The 24,143-nt window shown below is 70.3% G+C and carries 18 protein-coding genes; 9 read left to right on the top strand and 9 right to left on the bottom strand.

The window, feature by feature from the left end:
- Positions 1 to 63: 63 nt before the first annotated feature.
- Genes SHK19_RS20790 through SHK19_RS20780 form a run of 3 tightly spaced genes read left to right on the top strand, consistent with a single transcriptional unit; the run spans position 64 to position 2,200 of the window.
- Positions 64 to 1,056 (top strand): permease, encoded by a 993-nt coding sequence (locus SHK19_RS20790; protein WP_322937352.1) that lies wholly within the window; start codon positions 64 to 66, stop codon positions 1,054 to 1,056.
- Complete coding sequence (locus SHK19_RS20785; protein ID WP_322937351.1) at positions 1,053 to 1,733, top strand: TIGR03943 family putative permease subunit; 681 nt, start codon at positions 1,053 to 1,055, stop codon at positions 1,731 to 1,733. Before SHK19_RS20790 ends, SHK19_RS20785 begins: the two co-directional genes overlap by 4 nt.
- Positions 1,730 to 2,200 carry a hypothetical protein gene (locus SHK19_RS20780; RefSeq protein ID WP_322937350.1) on the top strand — a complete coding sequence of 157 codons (471 nt, stop codon included), beginning with the start codon at positions 1,730 to 1,732 and terminating at the stop codon, positions 2,198 to 2,200. Before SHK19_RS20785 ends, SHK19_RS20780 begins: the two co-directional genes overlap by 4 nt.
- A gap of 11 nt (positions 2,201 to 2,211) precedes the next feature.
- Here SHK19_RS20780 and SHK19_RS20775 read toward each other — a convergent pair whose 3' ends face one another.
- Complete coding sequence (locus SHK19_RS20775) at positions 2,212 to 2,430, bottom strand: hypothetical protein (RefSeq protein ID WP_322454490.1); 219 nt, start codon at positions 2,428 to 2,430, stop codon at positions 2,212 to 2,214.
- Positions 2,427 to 3,854: a glycosyltransferase gene (locus SHK19_RS20770; protein WP_322937349.1), complete on the bottom strand. Its 1,428-nt coding sequence runs from the start codon at positions 3,852 to 3,854 to the stop codon at positions 2,427 to 2,429. Before SHK19_RS20770 ends, SHK19_RS20775 begins: the two co-directional genes overlap by 4 nt.
- 167 nt (positions 3,855 to 4,021) lie before the next feature.
- On the opposite strand from SHK19_RS20770, the gene SHK19_RS20765 reads away from it, so the two are divergent.
- Positions 4,022 to 6,127, top strand: a complete 2,106-nt coding sequence (locus SHK19_RS20765; protein ID WP_322937348.1) for a putative bifunctional diguanylate cyclase/phosphodiesterase — start codon at positions 4,022 to 4,024, stop codon at positions 6,125 to 6,127.
- Here the strand turns inward: SHK19_RS20765 and SHK19_RS20760 are convergent.
- The 6 genes from SHK19_RS20760 to zwf all read right to left on the bottom strand — a co-directional run bounded on the left by SHK19_RS20760 (position 6,124) and on the right by zwf (position 13,489).
- Positions 6,124 to 7,227 (bottom strand): PAS domain-containing protein, encoded by a 1,104-nt coding sequence (locus SHK19_RS20760; protein ID WP_322454493.1) that lies wholly within the window; start codon positions 7,225 to 7,227, stop codon positions 6,124 to 6,126. The two genes, SHK19_RS20765 and SHK19_RS20760, sit on opposite strands and share 4 nt — an antisense overlap.
- A gap of 1 nt (position 7,228) precedes the next feature.
- The gene (locus tag SHK19_RS20755) at positions 7,229 to 8,902 is read right to left on the bottom strand and encodes an ATP-binding protein (RefSeq protein WP_322937347.1); all 1,674 of its coding nucleotides are present in this window, start codon (positions 8,900 to 8,902) and stop codon (positions 7,229 to 7,231) included.
- A gap of 115 nt (positions 8,903 to 9,017) precedes the next feature.
- Complete coding sequence (locus SHK19_RS20750) at positions 9,018 to 9,377, bottom strand: STAS domain-containing protein (RefSeq protein WP_322937346.1); 360 nt, start codon at positions 9,375 to 9,377, stop codon at positions 9,018 to 9,020.
- Between the two features lie 134 nt (positions 9,378 to 9,511).
- On the bottom strand, positions 9,512 to 10,138 hold the full coding sequence (gene eda, locus SHK19_RS20745; RefSeq protein ID WP_322454496.1) for a bifunctional 4-hydroxy-2-oxoglutarate aldolase/2-dehydro-3-deoxy-phosphogluconate aldolase: 627 nt from the start codon (positions 10,136 to 10,138) through the stop codon (positions 9,512 to 9,514).
- Complete coding sequence (gene edd, locus SHK19_RS20740) at positions 10,128 to 12,002, bottom strand: phosphogluconate dehydratase (RefSeq protein WP_322937345.1); 1,875 nt, start codon at positions 12,000 to 12,002, stop codon at positions 10,128 to 10,130. The genes eda and edd overlap by 11 nt, the downstream gene beginning before the upstream one ends.
- On the bottom strand, positions 11,999 to 13,489 hold the full coding sequence (gene zwf, locus SHK19_RS20735; protein WP_322937344.1) for a glucose-6-phosphate dehydrogenase: 1,491 nt from the start codon (positions 13,487 to 13,489) through the stop codon (positions 11,999 to 12,001). Before zwf ends, edd begins: the two co-directional genes overlap by 4 nt.
- Before the next feature lie 78 nt (positions 13,490 to 13,567).
- Between zwf and SHK19_RS20730 the strand changes: the two genes are divergently transcribed.
- The gene (locus SHK19_RS20730) at positions 13,568 to 14,719 is read left to right on the top strand and encodes an ROK family protein (RefSeq protein ID WP_322937343.1); all 1,152 of its coding nucleotides are present in this window, start codon (positions 13,568 to 13,570) and stop codon (positions 14,717 to 14,719) included.
- Here the strand turns inward: SHK19_RS20730 and SHK19_RS20725 are convergent, their stop codons facing one another.
- Positions 14,720 to 19,609: a family 43 glycosylhydrolase gene (locus SHK19_RS20725; RefSeq protein WP_322937342.1), complete on the bottom strand. Its 4,890-nt coding sequence runs from the start codon at positions 19,607 to 19,609 to the stop codon at positions 14,720 to 14,722. It abuts the gene before it with no gap.
- Between the two features lie 245 nt (positions 19,610 to 19,854).
- Here SHK19_RS20725 and SHK19_RS20720 point away from each other — a divergent pair, with 245 nt between their 5' ends.
- The 4 genes from SHK19_RS20720 to SHK19_RS20705 all read left to right on the top strand — a co-directional run bounded on the left by SHK19_RS20720 (position 19,855) and on the right by SHK19_RS20705 (position 24,084).
- Positions 19,855 to 20,883 carry a LacI family DNA-binding transcriptional regulator gene (locus tag SHK19_RS20720; RefSeq protein ID WP_322937341.1) on the top strand — a complete coding sequence of 343 codons (1,029 nt, stop codon included), beginning with the start codon at positions 19,855 to 19,857 and terminating at the stop codon, positions 20,881 to 20,883.
- 16 nt (positions 20,884 to 20,899) lie between these two features.
- Positions 20,900 to 21,916 (top strand): aldose epimerase family protein, encoded by a 1,017-nt coding sequence (locus SHK19_RS20715; RefSeq protein WP_322937340.1) that lies wholly within the window; start codon positions 20,900 to 20,902, stop codon positions 21,914 to 21,916.
- A gap of 36 nt (positions 21,917 to 21,952) precedes the next feature.
- Entirely contained in the window at positions 21,953 to 22,942 is a 990-nt protein-coding gene (locus SHK19_RS20710) for an aldo/keto reductase (protein WP_322937339.1), read from the top strand.
- A 161-nt stretch (positions 22,943 to 23,103) separates the two neighbouring features.
- Complete coding sequence (locus SHK19_RS20705) at positions 23,104 to 24,084, top strand: ABC transporter substrate-binding protein (RefSeq protein ID WP_322937338.1); 981 nt, start codon at positions 23,104 to 23,106, stop codon at positions 24,082 to 24,084.
- The last annotated feature ends 59 nt before the right edge of the window (positions 24,085 to 24,143 follow it).

Raw genomic sequence — 24,143 nt, 5'->3', positions numbered from 1 at the left:
TGCCTCATTCTCGGCAAGGACGATGGTGACCACGCCGCTAGCCCACCGCAGGAGCGACCACGGATGACAACTGAGGCGCCGCCGCAGCGCGACATGGGCGTGGGCTCGCAGTCCTGGCTGGTCGTCGGCCTCCTGGCGGCCGCGTTCCCCTTGCAGAGCTTGCTCGGGTCGGCGCTCGACAATCCCGCGTTCCAGACCTGGGCGACGATCTTCCTGGCGATCGTCGTGCAGTCTGTGCCCTTTCTCGTCTTCGGTGTGGTGCTCTCGGGCATCATCTCCGCGGTGTTGTCGGAACGGTTCGTCGCTCGCGTCATGCCGCAGCGCCCGGCTCTCGCCGTTCCTGTCGCCGGCTTCGCCGGCGTCGGTCTCCCGGCCTGCGAGTGCGCTGTGGTCCCCATTGCCAACAGCCTCACCCGGCGCGGACTCCCTCCAGCCGTTGCGCTGACGTTCATGCTCGCCGCGCCGGCGGTCAATCCGGCCGTGCTCGTCTCGACGGCGGTCGCATTCTCGGGCCGGATGGACATGGTCTCTGCTCGGTTCCTCGCCTCGATGCTCACCGCGGTGGTCATCGGCTGGATCTACGTGTGGGCCACTGCTCGCTTCCCGGCGCTTCACCTCCCCGACATACGCGAGCGCTTCCACCAGGACGAAGGCAGCCGTTGGGCCCGGTTCGCCGCGGCCGCCTGGCACGACTTCCTGCCCGCCGCCGGCTTCCTGGTGCTCGGCGCGGTCGTTGCCGCCGCTATCAACGTGTGGGTGCCGATCCGGCTCGTCGAAGCGGTCGCCGACAACGCGCTGTTCGCGGTGGTTGCACTGACCCTCTTCGCCTTCGTCATCGCGCTGTGCTCAGAAGCCGACGCATTCGTCGCCGCGAGCCTCACCGCCTTCTCCGACACCGCGAAGCTGGTGTTCCTCGTCGTAGGTCCGGCCATGGACATCAAGCTCGCCGCGATGGAAGCCGGCCAGTTCGGGCGAAAGTTCGCTCAGCAGTTCGTGCCCCTGGTCCTGGTCGTCGCCGCGTCAGCGGCGTGCCTGATCGGTTGGGTGATCCTGTGAACCACACCGCTCGCGCGTTGGTGCTCAGCGCCCTCGGGGGTGTCACGTTCCGCATCGGCGTGACCGACGAATGGGCGAACTACGTCAACGACTGGATGAGGTGGCCACTTGTCGTCAGCGGAGTGCTGCTCATCGCCCTAGCGTTCGTCGTCATCCTGACCTCGGTCGGTGACCACGAGCACGACCATGACCGCGCGAGCGCGTTCGTGCCGTGGCTTCTCGTCCTGCCGGTCGTGGTGGGCTTTGTCATCCAGCCTCCTGCACTCGGGGCCTACGTCGCGGACCGTCGAGCGAACCAGGCCGACGCACGGACCTACGCCGACCCGGCCGTCGCACCGTTGAGCGAGACCGGCGAGAACGAGATGCCGGTGTCCAGCTTCGTCGCTCGTGCCTCCTACGACCGCGACGGGCTTGCCGACGTCACGGTTCGGCTGACGGGTTTCGTCAGCACCGACAGCAGCGGGTGGTACGTCACGCGCCTGGCGATCTCGTGCTGCGCGGCGGACGGTGCCGCGTTCCGCGTGCGAGTCGAGGACGCCGACGCACCGCCGGAGGAGCAGTGGGTGACCGTCGTCGGGACGTGGGTCGAAGGAACCGGCACGAGGTTGGGCGACACGCCGACCATCACGGCGACCGAGGTCGCCGAGGTCGACGAGCCGGAACACCCTTACGAATGAGCGGTGCCCACCGACAGGTCGGCAGACCCGTCGCGCTGCTCGTGCTGCTGATGATGGGCGTGTTGGCGGTGGTGCTCCTCGCCCGACCGGGGGAGGATGCCGCCACAGCACCATCGGCCGACCCGGCAGGCTCGAGCACAGCCCCACCATCGGTCCTGTCGACGCCAGCCGAGGAGGAGTTCTGCGCGGGCTTCCGGAAGCTCGCAGCGGCGCAGTCGGAGTACGCCGCCGCGCCCGACGCACGCGCGGTCGAGCTGCTGCGTGACGCCGCTGACGAACTGGTCGGGCTGGGCGTGCCTGAGACGATGACGTTGCCTGCTCGGGGTGGCTATCACACAGTCCTGGAAGGCATCTACGCCTCCATCGGAATGAGTCTCGACCGGTCGGCCGTCGGTGCGCTCGACGAGCCTGGCGCGAACGACGACGCGGCGTTCTCTTCCTACCTCAGTCAGTACTGCCCGGCGTAACCCGTCGGTGGCTACCGCCGGTCGTCGGGGTGGATGCTGCGGCTCTCGGCGCGCTGGTAGCGGCGCGGGAGGAAGTCGGCCGGGTAGATCTTGGGCAGCGTCTTCGCGATGGCCAGGGCCACGTACATGACGGTGTTGACGGCGACGAACGCCGCCAGGACCGCATAGAGATGCGAGTGCAGGAACGACTCCGGCAACAGGATCCCGGCCGGGGACAGGAGGCTCGTCACGTCAGCACCTTCGTCCCGATCCTGCGCGGCTGGACCGTGTGACCCCAGGCCGCGCGCCGGCCCGTCCAGATGTCGAGGACGCCCTTGACGTAGATCACGTCGAGGAACATCGCGTAGAAGAGCTCCGGGAAGAGCAGGATGGCCAAGAGTCGTGCGCGCCAGCCGCCCTCCCAGACGCTGACCAGCCGCTCGAGCGTGAACAGAGCACCGATGCCGGCCCAGAAGGGGAACCACACCCAGCTGTCGAACGACACCGCCATGACCACCATCAAGGTCAGGTACGTCGACAGCGCGATGACGCCGTACCCGATGCCGAGCTGTTGTGCCCAGTAGCGAAGCGTCTGCGGCCGGAATCCGTACGAGCCGAGGTTCTCCAGTGCGCCGCGCTGCCAACGGAGACGCTGCTTCCACAGGGCACGCCAGGTCGGCATCAGCTCGGTCACCACGGTGCAGTCGGGAGGCGAGATCACCAGCGCACCGAGGGTCTTCAGCGCCAGCGTGATCTCGTTGTCCTCGGTCAGGACCTGGGTGTCGTAGACGTCGCCCGGCACGCCAGGGATGGTCGAGTCGCGCTCCTCCGCGACCCAGCGCAGCGCGCGGGGCCGGAAGACGGTCGCCGTCCCGGTCAGGACGAACACCCGACCGCGCCGCCGCCGCAGGTCGCGGGCGTACCGCGTGTACTCGTTGCGCTGGAACTGGCCGAGGAGGCCGTGACCCTCCTCGCCTCGGAAGAGACCACCGATCGCCATCAACGCCCGGTCGTCGCTCATCATCCGCACTGCGGACTCGAGGAAGCCCTGGTCCAGCACGGTGTCGGCGTCCATCACCATCACCAGGTCGTTGTCGCCCTGGATCGGCAGGAGGCCGTAGAGGACCTGGTTGAGCGCGCCCGCCTTCTTGCTCACGTTCCCGACGGTCTCGAAGACCTCGACGCCCAGGGTGCGGGCGATGTCGGCGGTGCCGTCGGTGCAGTTGTCCGCGACCACGATGATCCGCTCCGGGCGGCGGGACTGCTCACGCAACGACGTCAGGGTGTGCACGATGCAGCCCTCCTCGTTGTGAGCCGGGATCAGGACGGTGAGGGTGACCGGGCCGGCGCGAACGCCGCGGGTCTCTGCCATCACGATCTTCGGCGCCAGCGGTCGGTTCAGGCGGTCGGCACTTCGACGGTCCCGGGTGGAGACCCGCTTCTCGAGCACCGCGACACCGGCGGCGAAGACCAGGGCGAACCCCGCTGCCAGGCCGATCATCAGAGCGGACGGCGCGGCGGTGTCGTAGAAGACGTCCCAGACTCCGACCACGGCCCGCGAAGGCCGGCCACCGGGCAGGCCGGTGGTCCACGACAGTGACGCCCACAGCAGTGCGGCGCCGGCCGCCGCGGTGCCGAGAATCAGCAGCCCGACGGTGCGTTGCAGGTCCCTCATGCTCACCCCTCCACCCGAAACGTAGGGGGGTCTGCGGAGCGGCGCGGCGGATCCGTGCCCGGATAGTCCGATCTGGCCATGAGATCGGACCGATCGGCCCCCAACCGAGAGGTTCCGCTCCGACGCGGCTCCGCGGTTCCTAGGCTGGGGCCTCGGAAGGGGGAGGGATGCAGGCGGAGGACGCCGCGAGGTTCGACCACGAGGGCCGGCTGAGGCTGATCATCGAGGCAGTGCCGAACGCGATGATCATGGTCGACGGCCGGGGCGGGATCGTGCTTGTCAACTCCGAGGCGGAGCGGGCGTTCGGCTACAGCCGCGACGAGCTCGTGTCGATGCGTGTCGAGCAGCTGGTGCCCGAGCGGTACCGGCGGGCGCACCAGGGCTACCGCGACAGCTTCTTCGCTGCGCCGGACACGCGCGGGATGGGGGTGGGCCGCGAGCTGTTCGGTCTTCGCAAGGACGGTACGGAGATCCCGATCGAGCTCGGCCTCAATCCGATCACGATCGGCGACGAGCGCTTCGTGCTGGCCGCCATCATCGACATCACCGAGCGACTGCGCGGACAGGCAGCGGCCGACGCAGCCCGGGAGGACGTGCTACGCCGATCGATCCTCGACACCATTCCCTTCAGCATCATCGCCACGGACCGTCGCGGTCGGATCCTCACCGCGAACCCGGCTGCTGAGACCCTTCTCGGCTACCGGCCCGAGGAGCTGATCGGGTCATGGTTGACCAAGATCGACGCCGAGCCTCGCGATCGGGACGCTGACGGCTCGCCGATGCTCGCCGGCGCCGTGGGCACCGAGGTGGAGTGGACCTACCGACGCAAGGACGGGCGGCTGATCCCGGTCAACGAGGTGATCGTGGACCTCGGCGGTGACGACGCCAGTCCCGCAGGGTTCCTGGCGATCGCGTACGACATCACCAAGCGCATCGAGGTACGGGCCCGGGTCGAGTTCATGGCCAACCACGATGCACTCACGAGCCTGCCCAACCGGGCGAAGCTGATGCGGCATCTGGACAGGGCGATCGCGAAGGCGGCAGCCGAGGGCACCGAGGTGGCGCTGCTGCTGCTCGACCTCGACCACTTCAAACGCGTCAACGACTCGCTCGGGCACCACGTCGGCGACGAGCTGCTCCTCCAGGTCGCGGAGCGGCTCCACTCCTGGATCCGGAGGGGGGATCTCATCGCACGGCTCGGCGGGGACGAGTTCGTCATCGTCTTCGGCGGCGTCACCGCACGTGCCGACCTGACCGCGAGGCTCGACGAGCTGCACACCGCGCTCGGCCCGGTCGTCGTCCACGGGTACGAGCTGCTGGTCACGGCGAGCACCGGTGGTGCGGTCTACCCCGACGACGGTTCCAGCGCGTCGCAGCTCCTCAAGCATGCCGATGTCGCGATGTACCGGGCCAAGGCTGCCGGCCGCAACAACGCCCAGTGGTTCGAGCCGGCGATGTTGGAGGAGTCCAACGACAAGCTCTCCCTCTCGGCCGCGCTGCGGCACGCGGTGGTCGCCGGTGAGCTGTCCACGGTCTATCAGCCGCTGCTCGACCTGGAGACAGGCAGACTCCTCGGGTTCGAGGCGCTGGCACGGTGGCGGAGCTCGGACCTGGGTCCGATCTCGCCCGAACGATTCATCCCCGTGGCCGAGGACAGCGGCCTGATCCGCGAGCTGGGCGGCTGGGTGTTGAGGCAAGCCTGTGCCGACGTCGCCGCCCTGCAGCGTGAGATCGGCCGGAACCTGCGTCTCGCCGTCAACGTCTCCCCGCGTCAGCTGCGCGGCACGGCATGGCTCGACGAGGTGCTGGCTGCACTCGACGAGTCCGGCCTCGAGCCGGACCAGCTCGAGGTCGAGATCACCGAGGGTCTCCTCATCGACGACCACGGTGACGCTGTCGAGCTGCTCGAGCGGATCCGCCGCCACGGTGTGAAGATCGTGGTCGACGACTTCGGTCGCGGCTACTCCAGCCTCGCCTACCTGAGCCGCTTCCCGATCGACAAGATCAAGATCGACAAGTCCTTCGTCCAGCAGATCGAGTCCGTCGACGCCAGCGCCGCCATCGTCGACGCGATCATCGTGATGGCGCACGCCCTCGGGCTGACCGTGGTCGCCGAAGGGGTCGAGACGACGGAGCAGCACCGCTACCTGACCGCCCGCGGATGCGACGAGGTGCAGGGGTACCTCTACAGCCACGGACTGCCGCGGCACGAGGTCGCGGCAGCGGTCCGCAGGCTCGAGGCCAGCGCAGACGTCGGCGTCGTCGCCGGCTAGGCCCGGCCGAGCACGGCCTCCCGCACGGTCTCGGCGATGTTCATGCTCGTGCCCTTCTCGACATAGCGGAGGGCACCGCTGGCCACGGCTCGGTCGGCCATCATGGCGTCGTCGAACCCGGAGAGCACGATCACCCGGGCGCCGGGGGCAGCCTGTCGGATGCCCGCCAGCGCCGTGAGCCCGTCGAGCCGCGGCATGGCGAGGTCGAGCACGACCACGTCCGGCTGCAGCGCAGCCGTCTTCTCCACGGCCTCCACGCCGTCGGCGGCCTCCCCGACCACCCGATGGCCACCCGCCACGAGCTGCGCACACAACAGCTCCCGCACCTGAGCGTGGTCGTCGACGACGAGCACCCGCACGGACTGTTCGGCGGTCTGAGCTGCCGGTCCGTCGCTGCCCGGGGCATCCAGCGATGACGGCGTGCTGCGCATCAGATCGCCGGGGACCAGCGGGGTGCCGTCGGGGTTGACCAGCAGGTTGTTCATCATCGTCCGGGCGGCATCGAGCACCATCTCGAGGTGGGCGGCAGCGCCGGCCCGGTCGCCGGACTCCATGCACATGACGGCCACGGTCAGGCCCTGGACCAGGTTGTCGTTGATCTCGAGGGACTGCCGGCGCCGCACCTGCGCCTCCCGGAGGTTGGCGACCAGCTGCTCCCGCGCGCGCTCGGCGAGCAACCGTTCGGTGATGTCGAGGCAGGTCCCGCGCATCCGCACAGGAGTGCCCTCCTCGTCCGTGATGACCTCGCCGTTCGACGAGAGGTAGCGGACCTCGCCGTCCGGCCGGACGATGCGCTCGATCATCTGGTAGCCACCGCCGGTCTGGTACGCGCGTTGGTGGATCGCCTCGACGCGCTCCCGGTCGTCGGGGTGGATCATCGACAAGAAGCGCTCGTACGACGCGTTGAACGACTGCGGCTGGTATCCATAGATCCGGTAGAGCTGGTCGGACCAGGAGTTGGTGTCGGTCGCGATCTCCCAGTCGTAGTCGCCCATGTCGGCCAGCTGTTGGGCGCTGTCCACGCGCGCCCGGAGGTCTGCCAGGGCGGCCTCGGCCCGGTCGAGCGCCTCCGTGGTCGGTTCCGTGTCGCCTGGGGTCATGTCAGTGCCTTTCGGAGGTGGCGAGGGCCGGCGAGCGCTGCTCGGGCCCGTGGGTGGGTCGGGCGGCATGGGTCTGCCATGCCGGAAGCCGGAACTCGACGGCGATGCCGGGACCGGAGGTGCGGGACCGAGCGCAGATGTCGCCGCCGTGGCGCTCGACGATGCGTCGGCAGATGCTCAGCCCCAGCCCGGTGCCCGGGTAGGCGTCGCCGTGGGCGCGGGCGAACTCCTCGAAGATCGTCTGGTGGCTGCCTTCCGGCAGGCCGATCCCCCGGTCGGTGACGGTGACGCACACCATCCCGTCTCGGTGGCGGCGGCCGGTCACCTCGATCCGGGGCCGCTCCCCGGGGCCGACGTACTTGAGCGAGTTCCCGATGAGGTTGTCGAGCACGCGCCGCAGCAGGGGTCCATCGCCCGCCACCAGCGGGATGTCGTCGACCTGGATGACGTCCGCATGCCCTCGTGACTCCGCGATCTCGCGCGCCAGCACCGTCAGGTCGACCCGCTCCTCGGTCACCTGGCCGCCGCGAGCGATGGCGTCGGACAGCAGGCCGGACACCATGAGTCGCATCTGGGAGGCGGAGGCCTGGATCCGGCGGACCATGTCGAGCTCACGATCGGGTGGTGCCGAGCCGTTCGACGCTGCCGACAATTGCGCGTCGAGGAGGCCGGTCCACCCGGCGATGACCATCAGCGGCTGTTGGAGGTCGTGCGCGGCTCGTCGCGCAAAGGCCTCGAGGTCGCGTCGTCGTTGGTCGAGCTCGGCGCTCAGCAGGATGCTCTGCTGGCGTGCAGACGCCAGGAACATCCCGATCATGATCGTCATGCCGGCGAACAGCTGGGCCAGCAGCGCGTTGCCGGTCGCCGAGTCCGCGTCCGTGAACAGCCCGTGGCCCGTCAGCGTGAGCCAGATGATCGCGACTCCGCCGAGCACCGCGTGCGACGACACGACGAGCGGTGAGAACCGCAGCCCCGCCCACACCGTGGTCGCGGGGAGAAGGAAGGCGAAGGGTTGTCCCGTGCCGTAGTCGAGCCCGACGAGCGCCACCGTGGTGGCGATCAAGGTCGCCGCCTCGAGCGACCGGCCGCCGTACGGCGTCGCGGAGCGGTCACGTCGGGTGGTCAGCCGGTCGATGAGGAGCAGTCCGGCGGTGCCAACGGCGAGCACGCCGCAGACGTTGCGCCCCCACCACGTGAGTCCCGAGACCGGGGCGAACGACGCTCCGGCGAGCTGGAGTCCGACGAGGCCGAGCAGGATCCCGAGGAAGCAACCGAGAGCCGCGGCAGCCAGGAACCGCAGGAGACTCCCGGGCGTTTCGAGGGGCGGCCTGCCGCCCCGCTTCCCGAGCTCGGGACACCAGCGCCGCACCAGGATCACGACGAGTGCGACCTGGGCAAGGCTGGCCACGACCAACACGGCGATCTGCGGGCCCGGCGCGGAGCGGGTGGCGACGTTGACGGCGATGGTCGCCCCGGTGACCAGGACGGCGCTGACGGCCACGGTCCTCCGGCGGGTGAGCGTCAGGAACCACAGCACCGCCACACCCGTCGCGGGCCAGACCAGCGACATCGAGCGGTCGTCGACCGCCGTCGCCCGTCCGAGCAGAGCCGCTGCGACGTACAACCCCGTCGCGACGGCGATCCCCGCGACGGCGTGCTCGCGAAACCTCTCCATCGGCCTTCCCCCTGCGGGAGAGGCTAAGGCGCTCGATGAGGCCCTGGGGCACGAACCGCGCGCGACTAGTCATTCTGGGCGGGGCAATCGAACCGAACGGCCCGGGGATCCGCAGTCAGAGCCTGGCCTGCTCCCGCTGATGCAGGGCATCCGCGGCGGTCGGGACATCCGGGAAGAGTGGCGCGTTCCCGTCGAGGGAGGTCAGGACGAGGATCCGCGACAACGCCGGGCACGGTCCCACGAGAGCCATGTCACCGCCGATGTCCCGAGCGCGAGTCCGAGCCCAGTCCAGGGTCCACAGCCCGCTGCAGTCGATGAAGGTCACGGCCGAGAGGTCGATGATGAGCTGACGTTGCGCCCTCAGCCGCGAGCTGATGTCGACCATCAAAGGGAACTGCTGGGCGAGGTCGATCTCGCCTGCAAGACGCAGGAGATCCCGGTCGGGGACGGGGACGGGGACTCGTACGAGGGACATGGCCCTCTCCTGGCTGGTCGGAGGGAGCGAAGACATCCGGGGTCTGAGGCACCCTCCGCAGCAGGAACGGATCGATCTCCGGTCCAGTCTTGACTGTCCCACCTCCGGAGCCCGCGGTCCATGACGAATATGGGCTACCCCGACTCGAGCGCCACGGCCTCGCGCGCGCGGCGCTCGACCAGGCCGTAGTCACCCGCGGCAAGCGCGTCCGCCGGAGTGAGCCACGAACCGCCTATGCATCCCACGTTGGGCAGTGAGAGGTACGCCGCAGCAGTGGCGGGTGTGATCCCCCCGGTCGGGCAGAACCGGGCATCGGGAACGGGAGATGCGATCGACCGGAGGTAGGGCACGCCCCCCGCTGCCTCGGCGGGGAAGAACTTCATCTCGGTGAAGCCCGCCTCGAGCACCGACAGCACCTCCGACACGGTCGCCGTGCCCGGCAGGAACGGCAGGCCCGTCGCTGCCATCGCCTCGAGGAGGGCCGGGGTCGCGCCAGGGGAGACGAGGAACCGCGCGCCGGCCGCCGCGGCGAGGTCCGCGTGCTCCGGCCGCACGATCGTGCCGGCGCCGACGAGGATCTCGGGGACCTCGTCGGCGATCCTCCGGATCGCGTCGAGTGCGACGTCGGTGCGCAGGGTCAGCTCGATCGCGGGCAGCCCGCCGGCCACGAGTGCCCGCGCCACCGGCACCGCGTCCTCGAGCCGCTGCAGGACCACCACCGGCATCACGGGGACGACGTCGAGCAGGGAGTCAGCGGACATGGCCGGCCTCCGCGGTCGGCTGGGTCGACAGGGGCGCGGCGTCGTACGACGGGAAGACGCTCGCCCCCCTGTCGGCCGGTCCGACGGTCGCCCGGAAGGCGGCGAAGAGCTCGCGGCCGGTGCCGGTCCAGTCGGCCGACGTCGCTGCAGCATCGACGGGCTCGCGCCGGTGGAGAGCCTCGGGATCGGCGACGTCGAGGACCCCGCGCTCGGCGTCCACCGTGACGAGGTCGCCGTCGCGGAGCCGGGAGAGCGGTCCGCCGAGCGAGGCCTCCGGAGTGACATGGATCGCCGCCGGCACCTTGCCCGATGCACCCGACATCCGGCCGTCGGTCACCAGCGCGACCCGCTGCCCGCGGTCCTGCAGCACGCCGAGCGCGGGAGTCAGCTTGTGCAGCTCGGGCATGCCGTTGGCGGCCGGGCCCTGGTGGCGGATGACGGCGACCAGGTCGCGGCCGGCGAGGCGGCCGTCCTGGAAGGCGGTGAGGAAGTCCGCCTGGTCGTCGAAGACCACTGCGGGCGCGGTGACGACGCGGTGCTCGGGCTTGACCGCGGACACCTTGATCACGCCCGTCCCCAACGGCCCGTGGAGGACCTTGAGTCCGCCGTCCGCGGCGAACGGGTCGGTCGCCGGCCGGAGCACGTCGGTGTCCAGGGAGTCCGAAGGTCCGTCCTCCCAGACCAGCTCGCCGTCCCGCACCCGCGGCTCGGCGGTGTAGCGGCGCAGGCCGGCGCCAGCGACCGTCCGCACGTCCTCGTGCAGGAGGCCGGCGTCGAGCAGGGTCCGGACCAGGAAGCCGATCCCGCCCGCGGCGTGGAAGTGGTTCACGTCGGCAGAGCCGTTGGGGTAGATCCGCGCCACCAGCGGCACGACGCGGGAGAGGTCCGCGAGGTCGTCCCAGGTGAGAGCGATCCCCGCCGCCCGCGCGATCGCGACCAGGTGCATCGTGTGGTTGGTGGACCCGCCGCTCGCGAGGAGGGCGACGCAGGCGTTGACGATCGCCTTCTCGTCGACGATCTCGCCGATCGGGGTGGTCTCGCCGCCGGGCGTGCTGATCGAGACCGCGCGCGCCGCGGCCGCACGGGTCAGCTCCTCCCGCAACGGGGTGCCGGGGTTGACGAAGGAAGACCCCGGCAGGTGGAGGCCGAGCACCTCCATCAGCAGCTGGTTGGAGTTGGCGGTGCCGTAGAACGTGCAGGTGCCCGCGGAGTGGTACGACGCCGCCTCCGCCTCGAGCAGCTCCTCGCGCCCGACCTTCCCCTCGGCGTGGAGCTGGCGCACCTTGGCCTTCTCACCGTTCGGCAGGCCCGAGGCCATCGGACCGGCCGGCACGAACACGGTCGGCAGGTGCCCGAAGGACAGCGCTCCGATGAGCAGACCCGGGACGATCTTGTCGCAGACCCCGAGCATCATCGCGCCGTCGAACATGTCGTGGCTCAGGGCGATCGCGGTCGACATCGCGATCACGTCCCGGCTGAAGAGCGAGAGCTGCATGCCGTCGCGGCCCTGGGTGATCCCGTCGCACATCGCCGGCACCCCGCCGGCGACCTGGGCGATCCCGCCGGCGCGGATGACGGCCTCCTTGAGGATCGGCGGGTAGTCGACGTACGGCTGGTGGGCCGACAGCATGTCGTTGTAGCTGGTGACGATCGCCAGGTTCGGCTTGCCGCCGCGGCGCAGCCCTTCCTTCTCCGGGCCTTCGGCGGCGGCGAACCCGTGGGCGAGGTTCGCGCAACCGAGCCGTCCCCGCGCCGGACCGCGCCCGGCGGCGGCGCGGATCCGCGCCAGGTAGTCGGCTCGTCCAGCCGAGCTGCGCTCGGTGATCCGGGCGGTGACCTCGTCGACGACGGGGTGCACGTTCATTCGTCCTCCTCCTGCCAGGTGCGGCCGTCGCGCTCGATCAGCGTCGTGGCCGCGGACGGTCCGCTGGTGCCGGCGGGATAGCGCTTCGGTCGGTGCGGCGACTCCGCCCAGTGACGCAGTACCGGCTCGACCCAGGCCCACGCGGCCTCGACCTCGTCGCGTCGCATGAAGAGGGTCGGGTTGCCGCGCATGACGTCCATCAGCAGACGCTCGTAGGCGTCGCCCGGTCGCTGCCCGAACGCGGTCGCGTAGCTGAGGTCGAGCGACACCGGCCGCAGCCGGATCCCCCCTGGGCCGGGCTCCTTGGCGGTCAGGTGGAGGTGCATCCCCTCGTCGGGCTGCACCCGGATGTGGAGCCGGTTCGGTGCGGTCGAGCCCTGGCTGTGCGGGAACATCGCGTGCGGTGGCTCCTTGAAGACCACGACGATCTCGGAGACCTTGCGGTCCATCCGCTTGCCGGTGCGCAGGTAGAACGGCACCCCGGCCCAGCGCCAGTTCTGGACCTCGGCCTTGATCGCGACGAACGTCTCGGTCGTGCTGTGCGGCCGGCCGATGTCCTCGGTGTACGACGACACAACCGCGCCGTCGACCACCCCCTCGCCGTACCGGCCCCGGACTGTGTCGCGGTCGACGTCGGCCGGCGTCATCGGCTTGAGCGCCTGGAGGACCTTGAGCTTCTCGTCCCGGACGGTCTCCTTCCCGACGTAGGTCGGGGGCTCCAGGGCGACCAGGCAGAGCAGCTGGAGGAGGTGGTTCTGCACCATGTCGCGCAGGGCGCCGGACTGGTCGTAGTACTCCCCGCGGTCGCCGACGCCCAGCGTCTCGGCGACGGTGATCTGCACGTGGTCGACCCAGCGGGAGTTCCACAGCGGCTCGAGGAACGTGTTGGCGAACCGCGTCACCAGCAGGTTCTGGACGCTCTCCTTGCCGAGGTAGTGGTCGATCCGAAAGATCTGGTGCTCGCTGAACACCTCGCCGACGGCCGCGTTGATCGCCTTCGCCGAGGCGAGGTCGTGACCGATCGGCTTCTCGAGGACGACCCGGGACGTCTCCTCGACGACGCCGACCTCGCCGAGGCTGCGACAGATCGGGCCGAAGAGGGTGGGGGACACGGCGAGGTAGAAGACGCGTGCCGCGTCCGGGGAGCGACGCTCCTTGAGCACGGCGTGGAGCTGGTGCCAGTCGTCGGGCCGGCCCGCGTCCAGGGTCACGTGCTGGAGGCGGCCGAGGAGTCGTCGTACGGCGTCGGGGTCGGCGTCCGCGACGTGCTCGGCCATCGCCTGTGCCACCAGCCCGCGGTAGGCGTCGTCGTCGAGGTCGGAGCGCGAGACACCGATGATCCGGGTCGCTTCGGGGAGCTGGTGCTCGAGCTCGCGGTGGTAGAGCGCGGGCATCAGCTTCCGGAGCGCGAGGTCCCCGGTGCCGCCGAAGACGGTGATGTCGCACGCGGGAAGGTCGGCCAGGTGCTCGGCCGCAGGGACAGTCATGGACTCCACCGTAGGGACATAAGTATGCTTTGAACAAGACGTACTTCGGTCTTTCTCACACAAAAGTAGGATGAGGTCGTGTCCGACACCGCGGGAGATCTGCTCGAGCTGGTCCGGACGGGTCGTGCTCGGACCCGTTCCGAGCTGCGACACCTCACCGGCCTGTCGCGGACGGCGGTGGTGAGCCGGGTGAGCGCGCTCGCCGAGGCCGGGCTCCTGCTCCTCGGCGGCGAGCTCGACTCGACGGGCGGCCGCCGCCCCGGGAGCCTCCTGTTCAACAAGGACGCCGGCGTGGTGCTCGCCGCCGCGATCGGCCGGTCCCGCTCACAGCTCGCGGTCTTCGACCTGGTCGGCGTCGAGCTCGGGGTGGCGTCGTTCGACCACGAGCTCGGAGCCGGTCCGGACGCCGTGATGCCGGAGGTGACGGCGCAGCTGCGCAAGCTCGTCGACGCCGTCGGCCGGCCCGTCTTCGGGATCGGGGTCAGCCTGCCGGGCGCCGTCGACCCCGCGCGTGGCATCAGCGTCGACTCGCCGGTGCTCGCTGCCTGGGCCGGCGTCGACCTCGCGCCGTCCCTCGCCGCCCTCGGGGACGTGCCGATCTTCGTCGGCAACGATGCCGACGTCCTGGCCCGGTCCGAACGGATGGGCTACGCGGGGGTCTACCAGGACCTGATCGTGGTCAAGGCGTCGACCGGCCTCGGGCTCGGCATCATCGCCGAGGGTCGGGTCGTCGCCGGTCACCTCGGTGCCGCCGGCGAGATCGGGCACACCAAGGTCGACGCCGCCGCGGGTCTGCCCTGCCGGTGTGGTGACAGCGGGTGCCTCGAGACCGTCGCCGGCGGCTGGGCGCTGGTGAACCGGATGGCCGAGGCGGGGCGAGCGATCTCCCACGTGCGCGAGCTGACGGCGATGGCGGTGGCCGGCGACCCGGAGGCGAAGCAGCTGCTGAGGGAGAGCGGCCGCCGGCTCGGTGAGCCGCTCGCGGTCGCCATCAACCTCCTCAACCCCGAGGCGGTCGTGATCGGCGGCGACATGGCGGGCGCCTTCGACGTCTACTCCGCGGGAGTGCGGGAGAGCGTCTACGCGCGGGCGTCGGCCATCGCCACCCGTGAGCTGAGGATCGTGCCCTCGACGTTCGGCGACCGCGCCGGCGTCGTGGGCTGCGCGGCGATGGCGCTCGACCAGGTCCTGAGCGCCGACGCCGTGCAGTCACGACTCCAGGGCGATTGATCACCGCAGCAGGAACCGGGCCGACACCTCCGATCCGTCCCTCGTCTCGACCGTCACCTCGAAGCAGCTCCTCGCAGCCCTGGGCGTCTTCCAGTTGTACTGGAACACGCCGTCGGAGTAGGTCAGCTCCGTCCTGCCGGTCGTCGTCAGCTCGACCGCATCCGTCGGTGCGCCTGTGTCACACGCGACCTCCCGAGCCGAGAGCCCGCGCACGTCGGACGTGGACGTCAGCTCGGTGCCGCCGGCGAACACCTCGAACTTCAGGGGCACGGTCGATCCGCCCCTGACGGTGTTGTAGACGCCATTCGCGTCGACGGGGTGGTGGAAGCCGGCGATCCGCCACGGCATGACGGTGTAGGTGATCCGAAGGCTGGTCTCGTTGCCCGCGACGTCCGTGGCAGTCGCCGTGAGGGTGTGCGTGCCCACCTGGGTGCTGTAGCCCGCAACCGTGCAGTCGCCGGGCCCGGATCCGGCGTCGGTCGCAGCGCAGGTCGCCGGATCGGGCACGGAGCCGAAGACGTAGCTCGCGCCGTCGGTGATGTCGCCGAGCCAGGAGACCCCGGGCGCGGTTCCGTCGACCTTGACCGGCAACGTCCAGGCCGCGCTCCACTGCAGGTTCGTGCCCTGCGCGCGGTAGTCCACGTCGTAGGTGCCTGCGGGAAGGTCGACCGGGCCGGCGTACGCCGTCCAGCCGCCGCCGGGCAGCCGGTACTCGAACCGCTCGATGGTGCCGTCGCCCCTCAGGGTGAGCGCTGCGCCGGCGCCGTACCAACCGTCGGAGCCGGCGTCGGACACCGACGCGACCGGTGTCGTGCCTTCGTAGGTCAGTGGATCGATCGACGTGAGGGTCGGAACGATCCTCCGGATGGTCCCGTCGGCGTTGAAGTGCAGCCGGTCGATGGTCGTCTCCCGGTTGGTGCCGTTGCCGCCCGGGATCGCGAACCGGTGGTAGGCGATGTACCAGTCGTCGGTGCCGGGGACCTGGACGATCGAGCTGTGGCCGGTCGCCAGGATGCCCTGCGAGGCGTCCTTCTCGAGGATCAGGCCGCGGTAGGTCCACGGGCCGTCGATGCTGGTCGCGGTGGCGTAGCCGACCCGGTAGTCGGGGGAGCCGGTGTCGTCGATGGAGTAGGTCAGGTAGTAGACGCCGTCGCGGTAGTTGACGAACGCGCCCTCGCGGAAGCCGGTCAGCCCGTTGATCCGCTTGATCGTCGACGGCTTGATGGACAGCATGTCGTCGGCGAGCTCGGCGTAGACCGGCGAGCCGTTGCCCCAGAACAGGTAGTACTTGCCCGTCCGCGGGTCCTGCACCGCCGCCGGGTCGATGGCCTGCCCCGACGTGACCGCCTCGTTGTTGAGGATCATGGCGGCCGGCTGGGCCACGAATGGGCCCTCCGGGCTGTCGGCGACGGCCACGCCGATGGTCTTGCGGTTGTAGGTCGGGTTGTGACCGGAGAAGTAGAAGTAGTACTTCCCGTCCCGCTCGATGATCGTCGGTGCCCACGCGTTGCCGGTAGCCCAGGGGACGTCGCCGTTGCTTCCGTCGAGGGTCAGCATCGGCTCGGCAGACCGCTCCCAGTCGACAAGGTCGGTCGACTTCCAGACGTAGAAGTCCTTGCCTCCCCAGCCGGGAGTGCCGTCGGTCGTGGCGTAGATGTAGTAGGTGTCGCCGAACCGGACGATGTTGGGGTCGGCGTACTTGCCTGGCAGCAACGGTGACCGCATCTCCACCGCCTTTACTGTCCAGGCCCGGGTGGCGCCGGCCGATGTCGTGACCGTGACCGTCCGCGGGGAGGTGTAGTCGGCGGAGCCGTTGCCGTCGACGCTGGACCCGGAGACCACGGCGTACGTCGGGTCCAGGGCGGCCAGGTCGGTGCCGGGCTCGACCGGCAGGGTCACCGTCGAGGTGGCAGAGTCGATCATGGCCGGCACCTTGAGGCTGGCGAGCTGCACGCCGAGGACCGCGGTCGGGTCCGCGGCCAGGTCGCTGACCTCGGCCGCGGAGAGCGCCCGGTTGTAGATCCGGAAGTCGCGCACCTTGCCCTTGAGGTAGCGGTCGCCGCTGTAGACGGAGCGGCCGATGTAGTTGGCGGCCGTGCGTCCATCGCCGATGTCGCCGGGCGCGATCGTGACATCGGTCTTCTCGCCCACCTTGATGCCGTCGAGGTAGAGCGTGGCCCTCCCGTCGGGTGTGAGGGTGTAGGTGAGTGCTTTCCACGCACCCCGGGGTAGCGCCGAGCCCGAAGCGACGGTCTGCTCGGTCGTCCAGTTGCCCGTGGCGATCGAGCTGCGGTAGCCGTTGCCGGTGGTGAAGAGGTAGCCGTTGCCGGTCCCGCCGCCGTCGGTGTTGCCCATGCCCCAGACGAAGTACGGCGTGGGCTGGCTCGGGTCGATCCAGATCTCGGTCGACACGGTGATCGCGTCGAGGCCGGCCATCATGTCGTCGGGCAGCCGCACGTGGCCGTTGGTGCCGCCGAGGTCGAGTCCGCCGCCGGACCAGGTCGCGTCACCGCTGACGGTGCCGTCGTACCCGTGGCCGGTGACGTCGGCGGCCACCGAACCGCTCGTCTCGTCGAGCGGGTAGTGCGCGACCAGGCCGTCCTCGTCACCCACGACGGGGGTCGGCGGCTCGGGAACCACGATGCCCTCGCGCAGCTTCGCGAGCTCTGCGCCGGTGACGGGGATGACGGTGCCGTGGCGCGGGCTCGCGGGCAGGTTGTAGTCGTCGGCGACCTGCCAGTCCGGGGCCTCGAGGTCGTCGGTGCCGAGCGGGATGTAGCCGCGGCCGCCGTACTCGTCGACGAACAGGTAGTAGGGCGAGCCCGAGGTGTCGCCCGGGTTGGCCTTGAACACGGTCGGGCCCTCGACCGCCGAGGTCCCGGCGTCCCGACCGATGCACGCGTCCATCTGGGCCCACGACGGATTGCCCGGAAGGTCGACGGCGGTGAGCGAGCCCGCCTTCTCCTGGATGATGTCGGAGCAGCCCGTGCCGCCGCCGCCCTCGTCCTTGGTGAAGCGGTAGTAGGTGCCGTCCTCCTTGATCACGGTGGAGTCGATCCGCGACTCGCCGCGGTCCTGCCAGATCTTGGCGTCGCTGAACGTCACGAAGTCGCGGGTCGTGGCGTAGAGCATCCGGTTGTAGGTGTTGCCGGTGTGGCCGGGGTCGTTCTCGGCATAGAGCTTGGACGCCCAGAACACGACGTACTGCTGCAGGTTCTCGTCCCAGTAGGCCTCCGGTGCCCAGGTGTTGCCGGCGGTCGGCGGCGAGACCAGGACGTGCCGCTGGTCGGACCACGTGACGAGGTCGGTCGACTCCCAGACCTCGAGGTAGCGGCTGCCCGTGCGCTGGGCGCGGTCCCAGTTGCCGTTGCGGCCGATGGACAGGTCGGTGGCGATCAGGAAGAACCGGTCGCCCTCGGGCGAGCGGATCAGGAACGGGTCACGCAGGCCCATCTCGCCGAGGGTCGACTCGAGCAGCGGCCGACCCTCGTTGAGCTCGTCCCACTCGAGCGCGTCGTTGCCGCGGCTCGCGGCGAAGTAGATCTTCTCGCCGGCGATGGAGTTGCCGGTGAAGTAGCTGAACGCATAGCCCTCGTACGGCGCGGGCGCGGGCGCCTCGCGCACGGTGAGCTCGATCGCGCGGGTGGCCGATGCCGCCCCGACGGTCACCGTCGCGGTCATCGTGACGGTGGTGTCACCGGAGCCCGGCGCCGGCCGGTGGACGATGCCTGAGCCCGTGACCACACCGGTGGCGGACGACTCCCAGCTCACCGTCGCGCCGTGCAGGCCCGAGGTCGGCATCGTCAGATTTCCCCGGACATCGTCGGCGTGGACCAGCTCGAGCGCCGCTGCCGCGGCGTCGGCCTTCGCCTGGTCGTCCTCGTCGGGCAGCACGGTCGCTGCGAAGGTCTTCGTCTCGCTACCGGCGCCCTTGGTGAGCGTCGCCGTGAGGGTCACGGCTGCCGGGCCGTCGAGAGCACCCGGCCGGTCGACCACGCCGGTGTTGCTGATCACGGAGGGGTCGCTGGACGTCCAGGCGATGCTCGAGCCGTAGGTGCCGCTGGTCGGGAGGGTGAGGTTGGCAGTCACGGTCGAGAGGTCGCCCAGGTCGAGCGCAGCCCGGTCGCCGGCGAGCCGGTTGGCGTCGGTGAGCGAGATGTCCGCGACCTCGCTCGCCGTGAGTGCCCGACCGTAGATGCGGAAGTTCTTGACCTTGCCCTTGAGGGTGTTGTCGGCGGCGTAGTTGCTCTCGCCGAGCAGGTTGTTGGTCGTCGTGCCGCCGCCGATGTCGCGAGGCAGCACGCTCACCGTCGTGCTCTGGCCGACCTGCACGCCGTCCTCGAACAACCGTCCGGTGGTCCCGTCCTGCGTGTAGGTGACCGACTTCCAGACGCCCCGGGCCAGGTTGCCTCCGGTCGCGCGGGACGTGACCTTCTCGCCCGACCAGTTCGTGGTCGTCGCTGCCGCGCGGAAGGAGTTGCCGCTCGCCATCAGGTAACCGGTCCCCGCCCCGGAGGAGGCGGTGTTGCCCAGGCCCCAGATGAAGTAGGGGTTGGCCTGGCTGTTCTCGATGAAGACGTCGACCGAGACGGTCACCGCCGAGAGGCCCGCCAGGACGTTGTTGGGCAGCCGCACGTGGTCGTCGACGCCGTCGAGCGCCAATCCCGTCTTTCCGGTCCAGGTGCCGCCGCCCACGAGCGTGCCGTTGCGCCCGTTGCCGGAGGCGTCGGTCACCACCGACCCGGAGGCCTGGTCCAGCTCGTAGTGGAGGAGCAGGCCATCGGTCACCTCCGCACCGGCGGAGGTCGGCGTCGGCACCAGCGCCGTACCGAGAATCGCGAGGACCGATCCGAGGATCACGCGCAGGACCAGAGACGTGGCTGTGTGCATCAGGCTTCCCATCGGGTGTGAGCGCTAACATGAGCACTGTGACGGGCGACACACCTGTCGTCAATCCCTCCTCCGAAACGGGCCACTCCCCGAGACAGCATGCGTGTGAGCGCTAACAGTCGCTCCTCGGTTCTCGCCTGCGGGTTCTGGGCGGCGCCACCCGCCGCGGCGGCAGGGATCGGAAACCGGTGGGCGCGCCAATGTGAGCGCGCCCCACGGGGGAGTCCGACCCCTACCATGACGCCATGGCGCAGCAACCGCTGCGCGCCGGTCCGGCGCGCAACCCCAGCATGGCGGACGTGGCACAGCGCGCCGGCGTCTCGCACCAGACCGTCTCGCGGGTGCTGAACGACTCGCCGCTGGTCAAGCCCGACACCCGCGAGCGGGTGCTGGCAGCGATCCGGGAGCTCGGCTACCGCCGCAACAACGCGGCCCGGATGCTGGCGACCAACCGGTCCGGACGGATCGGGATGGTCTCGGCGCACCTCGCCCTGCACGGCCCCAGCATGATCGCCACCGCGGTCCAGGGGGCGGGCCACGAGGCGGGCTACCAGGTGTCCGTGATCGGGCTGCTCGAGATATCCGAGGAATCCCTCCGGGACGCGGTCGACCGCCTTCTCGACCAGGCGGTCGAGGCGATCGTCGTCGCCGTCGCCCACCGCGACGCGGTCCATCTGGTGCGGGGCCTGTCCCTCCCGATCCCCGTCGTGGTGGCGCAGGGCGTGACGGACGGCGAGCCGATGGCGGCCGGCATCGACCAGCACGCCGGTGCCCTGCTCGCGACCGAGCACCTGCTCGACCTCGGCCACCGCGGCGTCGCCCACGTGAGCGGTCCGTTGGACTGGATCGAGGCCACCCAGCGCCGGCTCGGCTGGCGGCACGCCCACGACCACCGGGACCTGCTGCCGGGCCCGGAGGTCGAGGGGGACTGGTCCGCGGCGAGCGGGTACGACGCCGGGCTGCGGATCGGCCACAGCGACGACGTCACCGCGGTCTTCGTCGCCAACGACACGATGGCGCTCGGCGTCCTCAAGGCGCTGCACGAGTGCGGGCGGCGGGTGCCTGACGACGTCAGCGTCGTCGGCTTCGACAACGTCTCCGAGGCGGCGTTCTACTGGCCGGCGCTCACGACGGTGGACCAGCAGTTCTCCGAGCTCGGGCGGCTGGCGGTCGACCTGACGATGCAGGCGTTGGAAGGCGAGGACGCGCCGGCAGCGACCCTGCTGCGTCCCGAGCTTGTCGTCAGGGCGTCGAGCGGGCCCCCTCCCGGCTGATGTTAACGTTCACACCGTGAGCTCGAGCGCTGCGGAGTCCGTCGTCGTCGGCACGGCTCCCGGCCCCGAGCTGCACCTGCTGCGGCACGGCGCGACCCTCCACCGGCTCGTCGTCACCGGCGGCGACGGCGTGCGACGCGACGTGAGCGTCGCCCTGCCCGGCGCCGCCGAGCTGCTCGCGTCCTCCGACTACCTCGGCGGCACGATCGGCCGCTACGCCAACCGGATCGCCGGCGGCCGGTTCGAGCTCGACGGCGAGAAGCTCGAGGTGGCGACCCACGACCGCGGCAACCACCTGCACGGCGGTCCGGACGGCTTCGACCGCAGGACGTGGGACCTCGTGAGCCACGATGCCGACACAGCCCGGCTGCGGCTGGTGAGCCCGGACGGTGACCAGGGGTTCCCCGGCGAGGTCACGGCCGAGGCGGCGTTCTCGGTCGCGGGCGACACGGTCACGCTCGAGCTCACCGCCGAGACGACCCGACCGACGGTGGTGAACCTGACCAGCCACGTCTACCTCAACCTCGAGGGAGGCGGGTCCGTCGACGACCACCTCCTGCAGGTCCCGGCGTCGTCGTACACCCCGGTCGACGAGACCGGCATCCCGTACGGCGGGCACGCCCCGGTGGACGGGACTCCGTTCGACCTGCGGGAGCCGGCGCGCGTCGGTGAACTCGTCCGCAGCGCCCACGAGCAGGTCGTGCAGGCGGCCGGGATCGACCACAACCTCGTCGTCGACGGAGCCGGGTGGCGGCCCGTCGCCGTGCTCTCCGCGCCGCGCACCGCAACCCGGATGGAGCTGTGGTCGGACCAGGGATGCCTGCAGGTCTACACGGGCAACTTCCTCGACGGCACCCAGGTGTCGCGCGACGGGCGGCTCCTCCGGCAGGGCGACGGCATCGCCCTGGAGCCGCAGCTGGCGCCGGACACTCCCAACCACCCGGAGTGGCCGTCGGCGGTGTTGCGGCCGGGTGAGCTCTACCGCTCGCGGATGGCGTGGGTGTTCACCGCGACGCCCCCGGCCGGCCGCTGACCCGCCACTGGAAGAGGAAGAGGAAGAGGAACAGGCATGGAACACCGAGTTCTCGGGCGATCAGGCAACGACGTGTCGGTCGTGGGTCTCGGCACGTGGCAGCTCGGCGCCGACTGGGGCGAGGTGACCGAGGCGGAGGCACTGGCCGTGCTCGAGGCCAGCGTCGAGGCCGGCGTGACCTTCTTCGACACCGCGGACGTCTACGGCGACGGCCGGAGCGAGCAGGTGATCGGCAGGTTCCTCCGCGACCACGGCGGGATCACTGTCGCCACCAAGATGGGCCGTCGGGCCGCGCAGGTCCCGGAGAGCTACAGCCTGGCACGGTTCCGCGAGTGGACGGACCGCTCGCGCCGCAACCTCGGCGTCGACGTCCTGGACCTGGTCCAGCTGCACTGCCCGCCGACGGCCACGATCGACGACGACGCGACCTACGACGCGCTCGACACGCTGGTCGAGGACGGTGCCGTCGCGGCGTACGGCGTCAGCGTCGAGACGGCGGACCAGGCCCTGAGCGCGATCGCCCGACCCGGTGTCGCCAGCGTCCAGATCATCCTCAACGCCTTCCGGCACAAGCCCCTGGACGCCGTGCTCCCCGCGGCCGCCGAGGCCGGCGTCGGCATCATCGCCAGGGTGCCGCTCGCGTCCGGTCTCCTGAGCGGACGGTACGACGAGAGCACCGTGTTCGCGCCCGACGACCACCGCTCCTACAACCGTGACGGCGGCGCGTTCGACGTCGGGGAGACGTTCTCCGGAGTCGACTACGCGGCCGGTGTGACCGCGGCCCGCGCCTTCGCGCGGCTGGTCGCTGAGCACGGTCCTCCGGGTGCTACGCCGGCGCAGGTGGCGCTCGCCTGGGTGGCGCAGCAGGCCGGTGTCAGCACCGTCATCCCGGGCGCCCGCAACCCGGGTCAGGCGCGAGCGAACGCGGCTGCCGGCACGCTCCCCGAGCTCGCGCCGGAGCTCCTCGACGGCGTACGCCGGATCTACGACACCTCGTTCCGCGCCGCGGTCCACGCGCGCTGGTAGTCGGATCCCGTCTCGGGCGAGGCGGTCCAGGGTGAACGTTCACATTTCTCTGAGATAGTTTCCGCCAAGGCCTTGACGGTTTGGAATGTTAACGCTCACACTTACTCATCGTGACACCCGTCACAGGGCGAGGTAGCCCGAGGATGTGGAGGAAAACAGTGGTGAAAAAGACCGTGACCGCCGCCAGCGCGCTCCTCGTGAGCGTCGCTGCCCTGGCCGGCTGCAGCGACTCCGACGCGAGCGGAGACGACGACAAGATCGTGATGGGGTTCGCCCAGGTCGGTGCCGAGAGCGGCTGGCGCACGGCGAACACCGAGTCCATCAAGGCGTCCGCCGACGAGGCCGGCTACGAGCTGAAGTTCTCGGACGCGCAGGGCAAGCAGGAGAACCAGATCAAGGCGATCCGGTCCTTCATCCAGCAGAAGGTCGACGTGATCGCGTTCAGCCCGGTCGTCGAGACCGGCTGGGACGCCGTCCTGCAGGAGGCCAAGGCGGCGGGCATCCCGGTGATCCTCACCGACCGTGCCGTCGACACCGAGGACACCTCGCTCTACGAGACCTTCCTCGGGTCGGACTTCGTGCTCGAGGGTGAGAAGGCCGGCGAGTGGCTGGTCGAGAACGCCGCCGACGCCGACGTCGACGGTGACGGCGACGTCAACGTCGTGCAGCTCGAGGGCACGACCGGATCCGCTCCCGCGATCGACCGCGCCGAGGGCTTCGCCACGGCCATCGCCGCGGATCCCTCGATCGAGGTCACCGCGTCCCAGACCGGCGACTTCACCCGTGACCTCGGCAAGCAGGTGATGGAGTCCTTCCTCAACTCCGAGGACGGGATCGACGTGGTGTTCGCGCACAACGACGACATGGGCCTCGGCGCGATCGAGGCGATCGAGGCGGCGGGTCTCGAGCCCGGCGTGGACGTCAAGATCATCACCATCGACGCCGTGCACGACGGGATGGAGGCGCTCGCCGACGGCAAGATCAACTTCATCGTCGAGTGCAACCCGCTGCTCGGGCCGCAGCTGATGGACCTGGCCGAGCAGGTCATCGACGGTGAGGAGGTCCCCGAGCGCGTGGTCACCGAGGAGACCACCTTCACCCAGGAGCAGGCCGCGGAGGTCCTTCCCGACCGGCAGTACTGACCGCGACCGGGAACGCGCCCGACTGCGTTCCAGCCACCGCGCGCCCGGCGTTATCACGC

This window comes from Nocardioides bizhenqiangii (assembly GCF_034661235.1).
Taxonomy (GTDB): Bacteria; Actinomycetota; Actinomycetes; order Propionibacteriales; family Nocardioidaceae; genus Nocardioides; species Nocardioides bizhenqiangii.
Note: the sequence above shows the minus strand (reverse complement) of the source record. Positions and strands in the feature narration are given on the sequence as shown.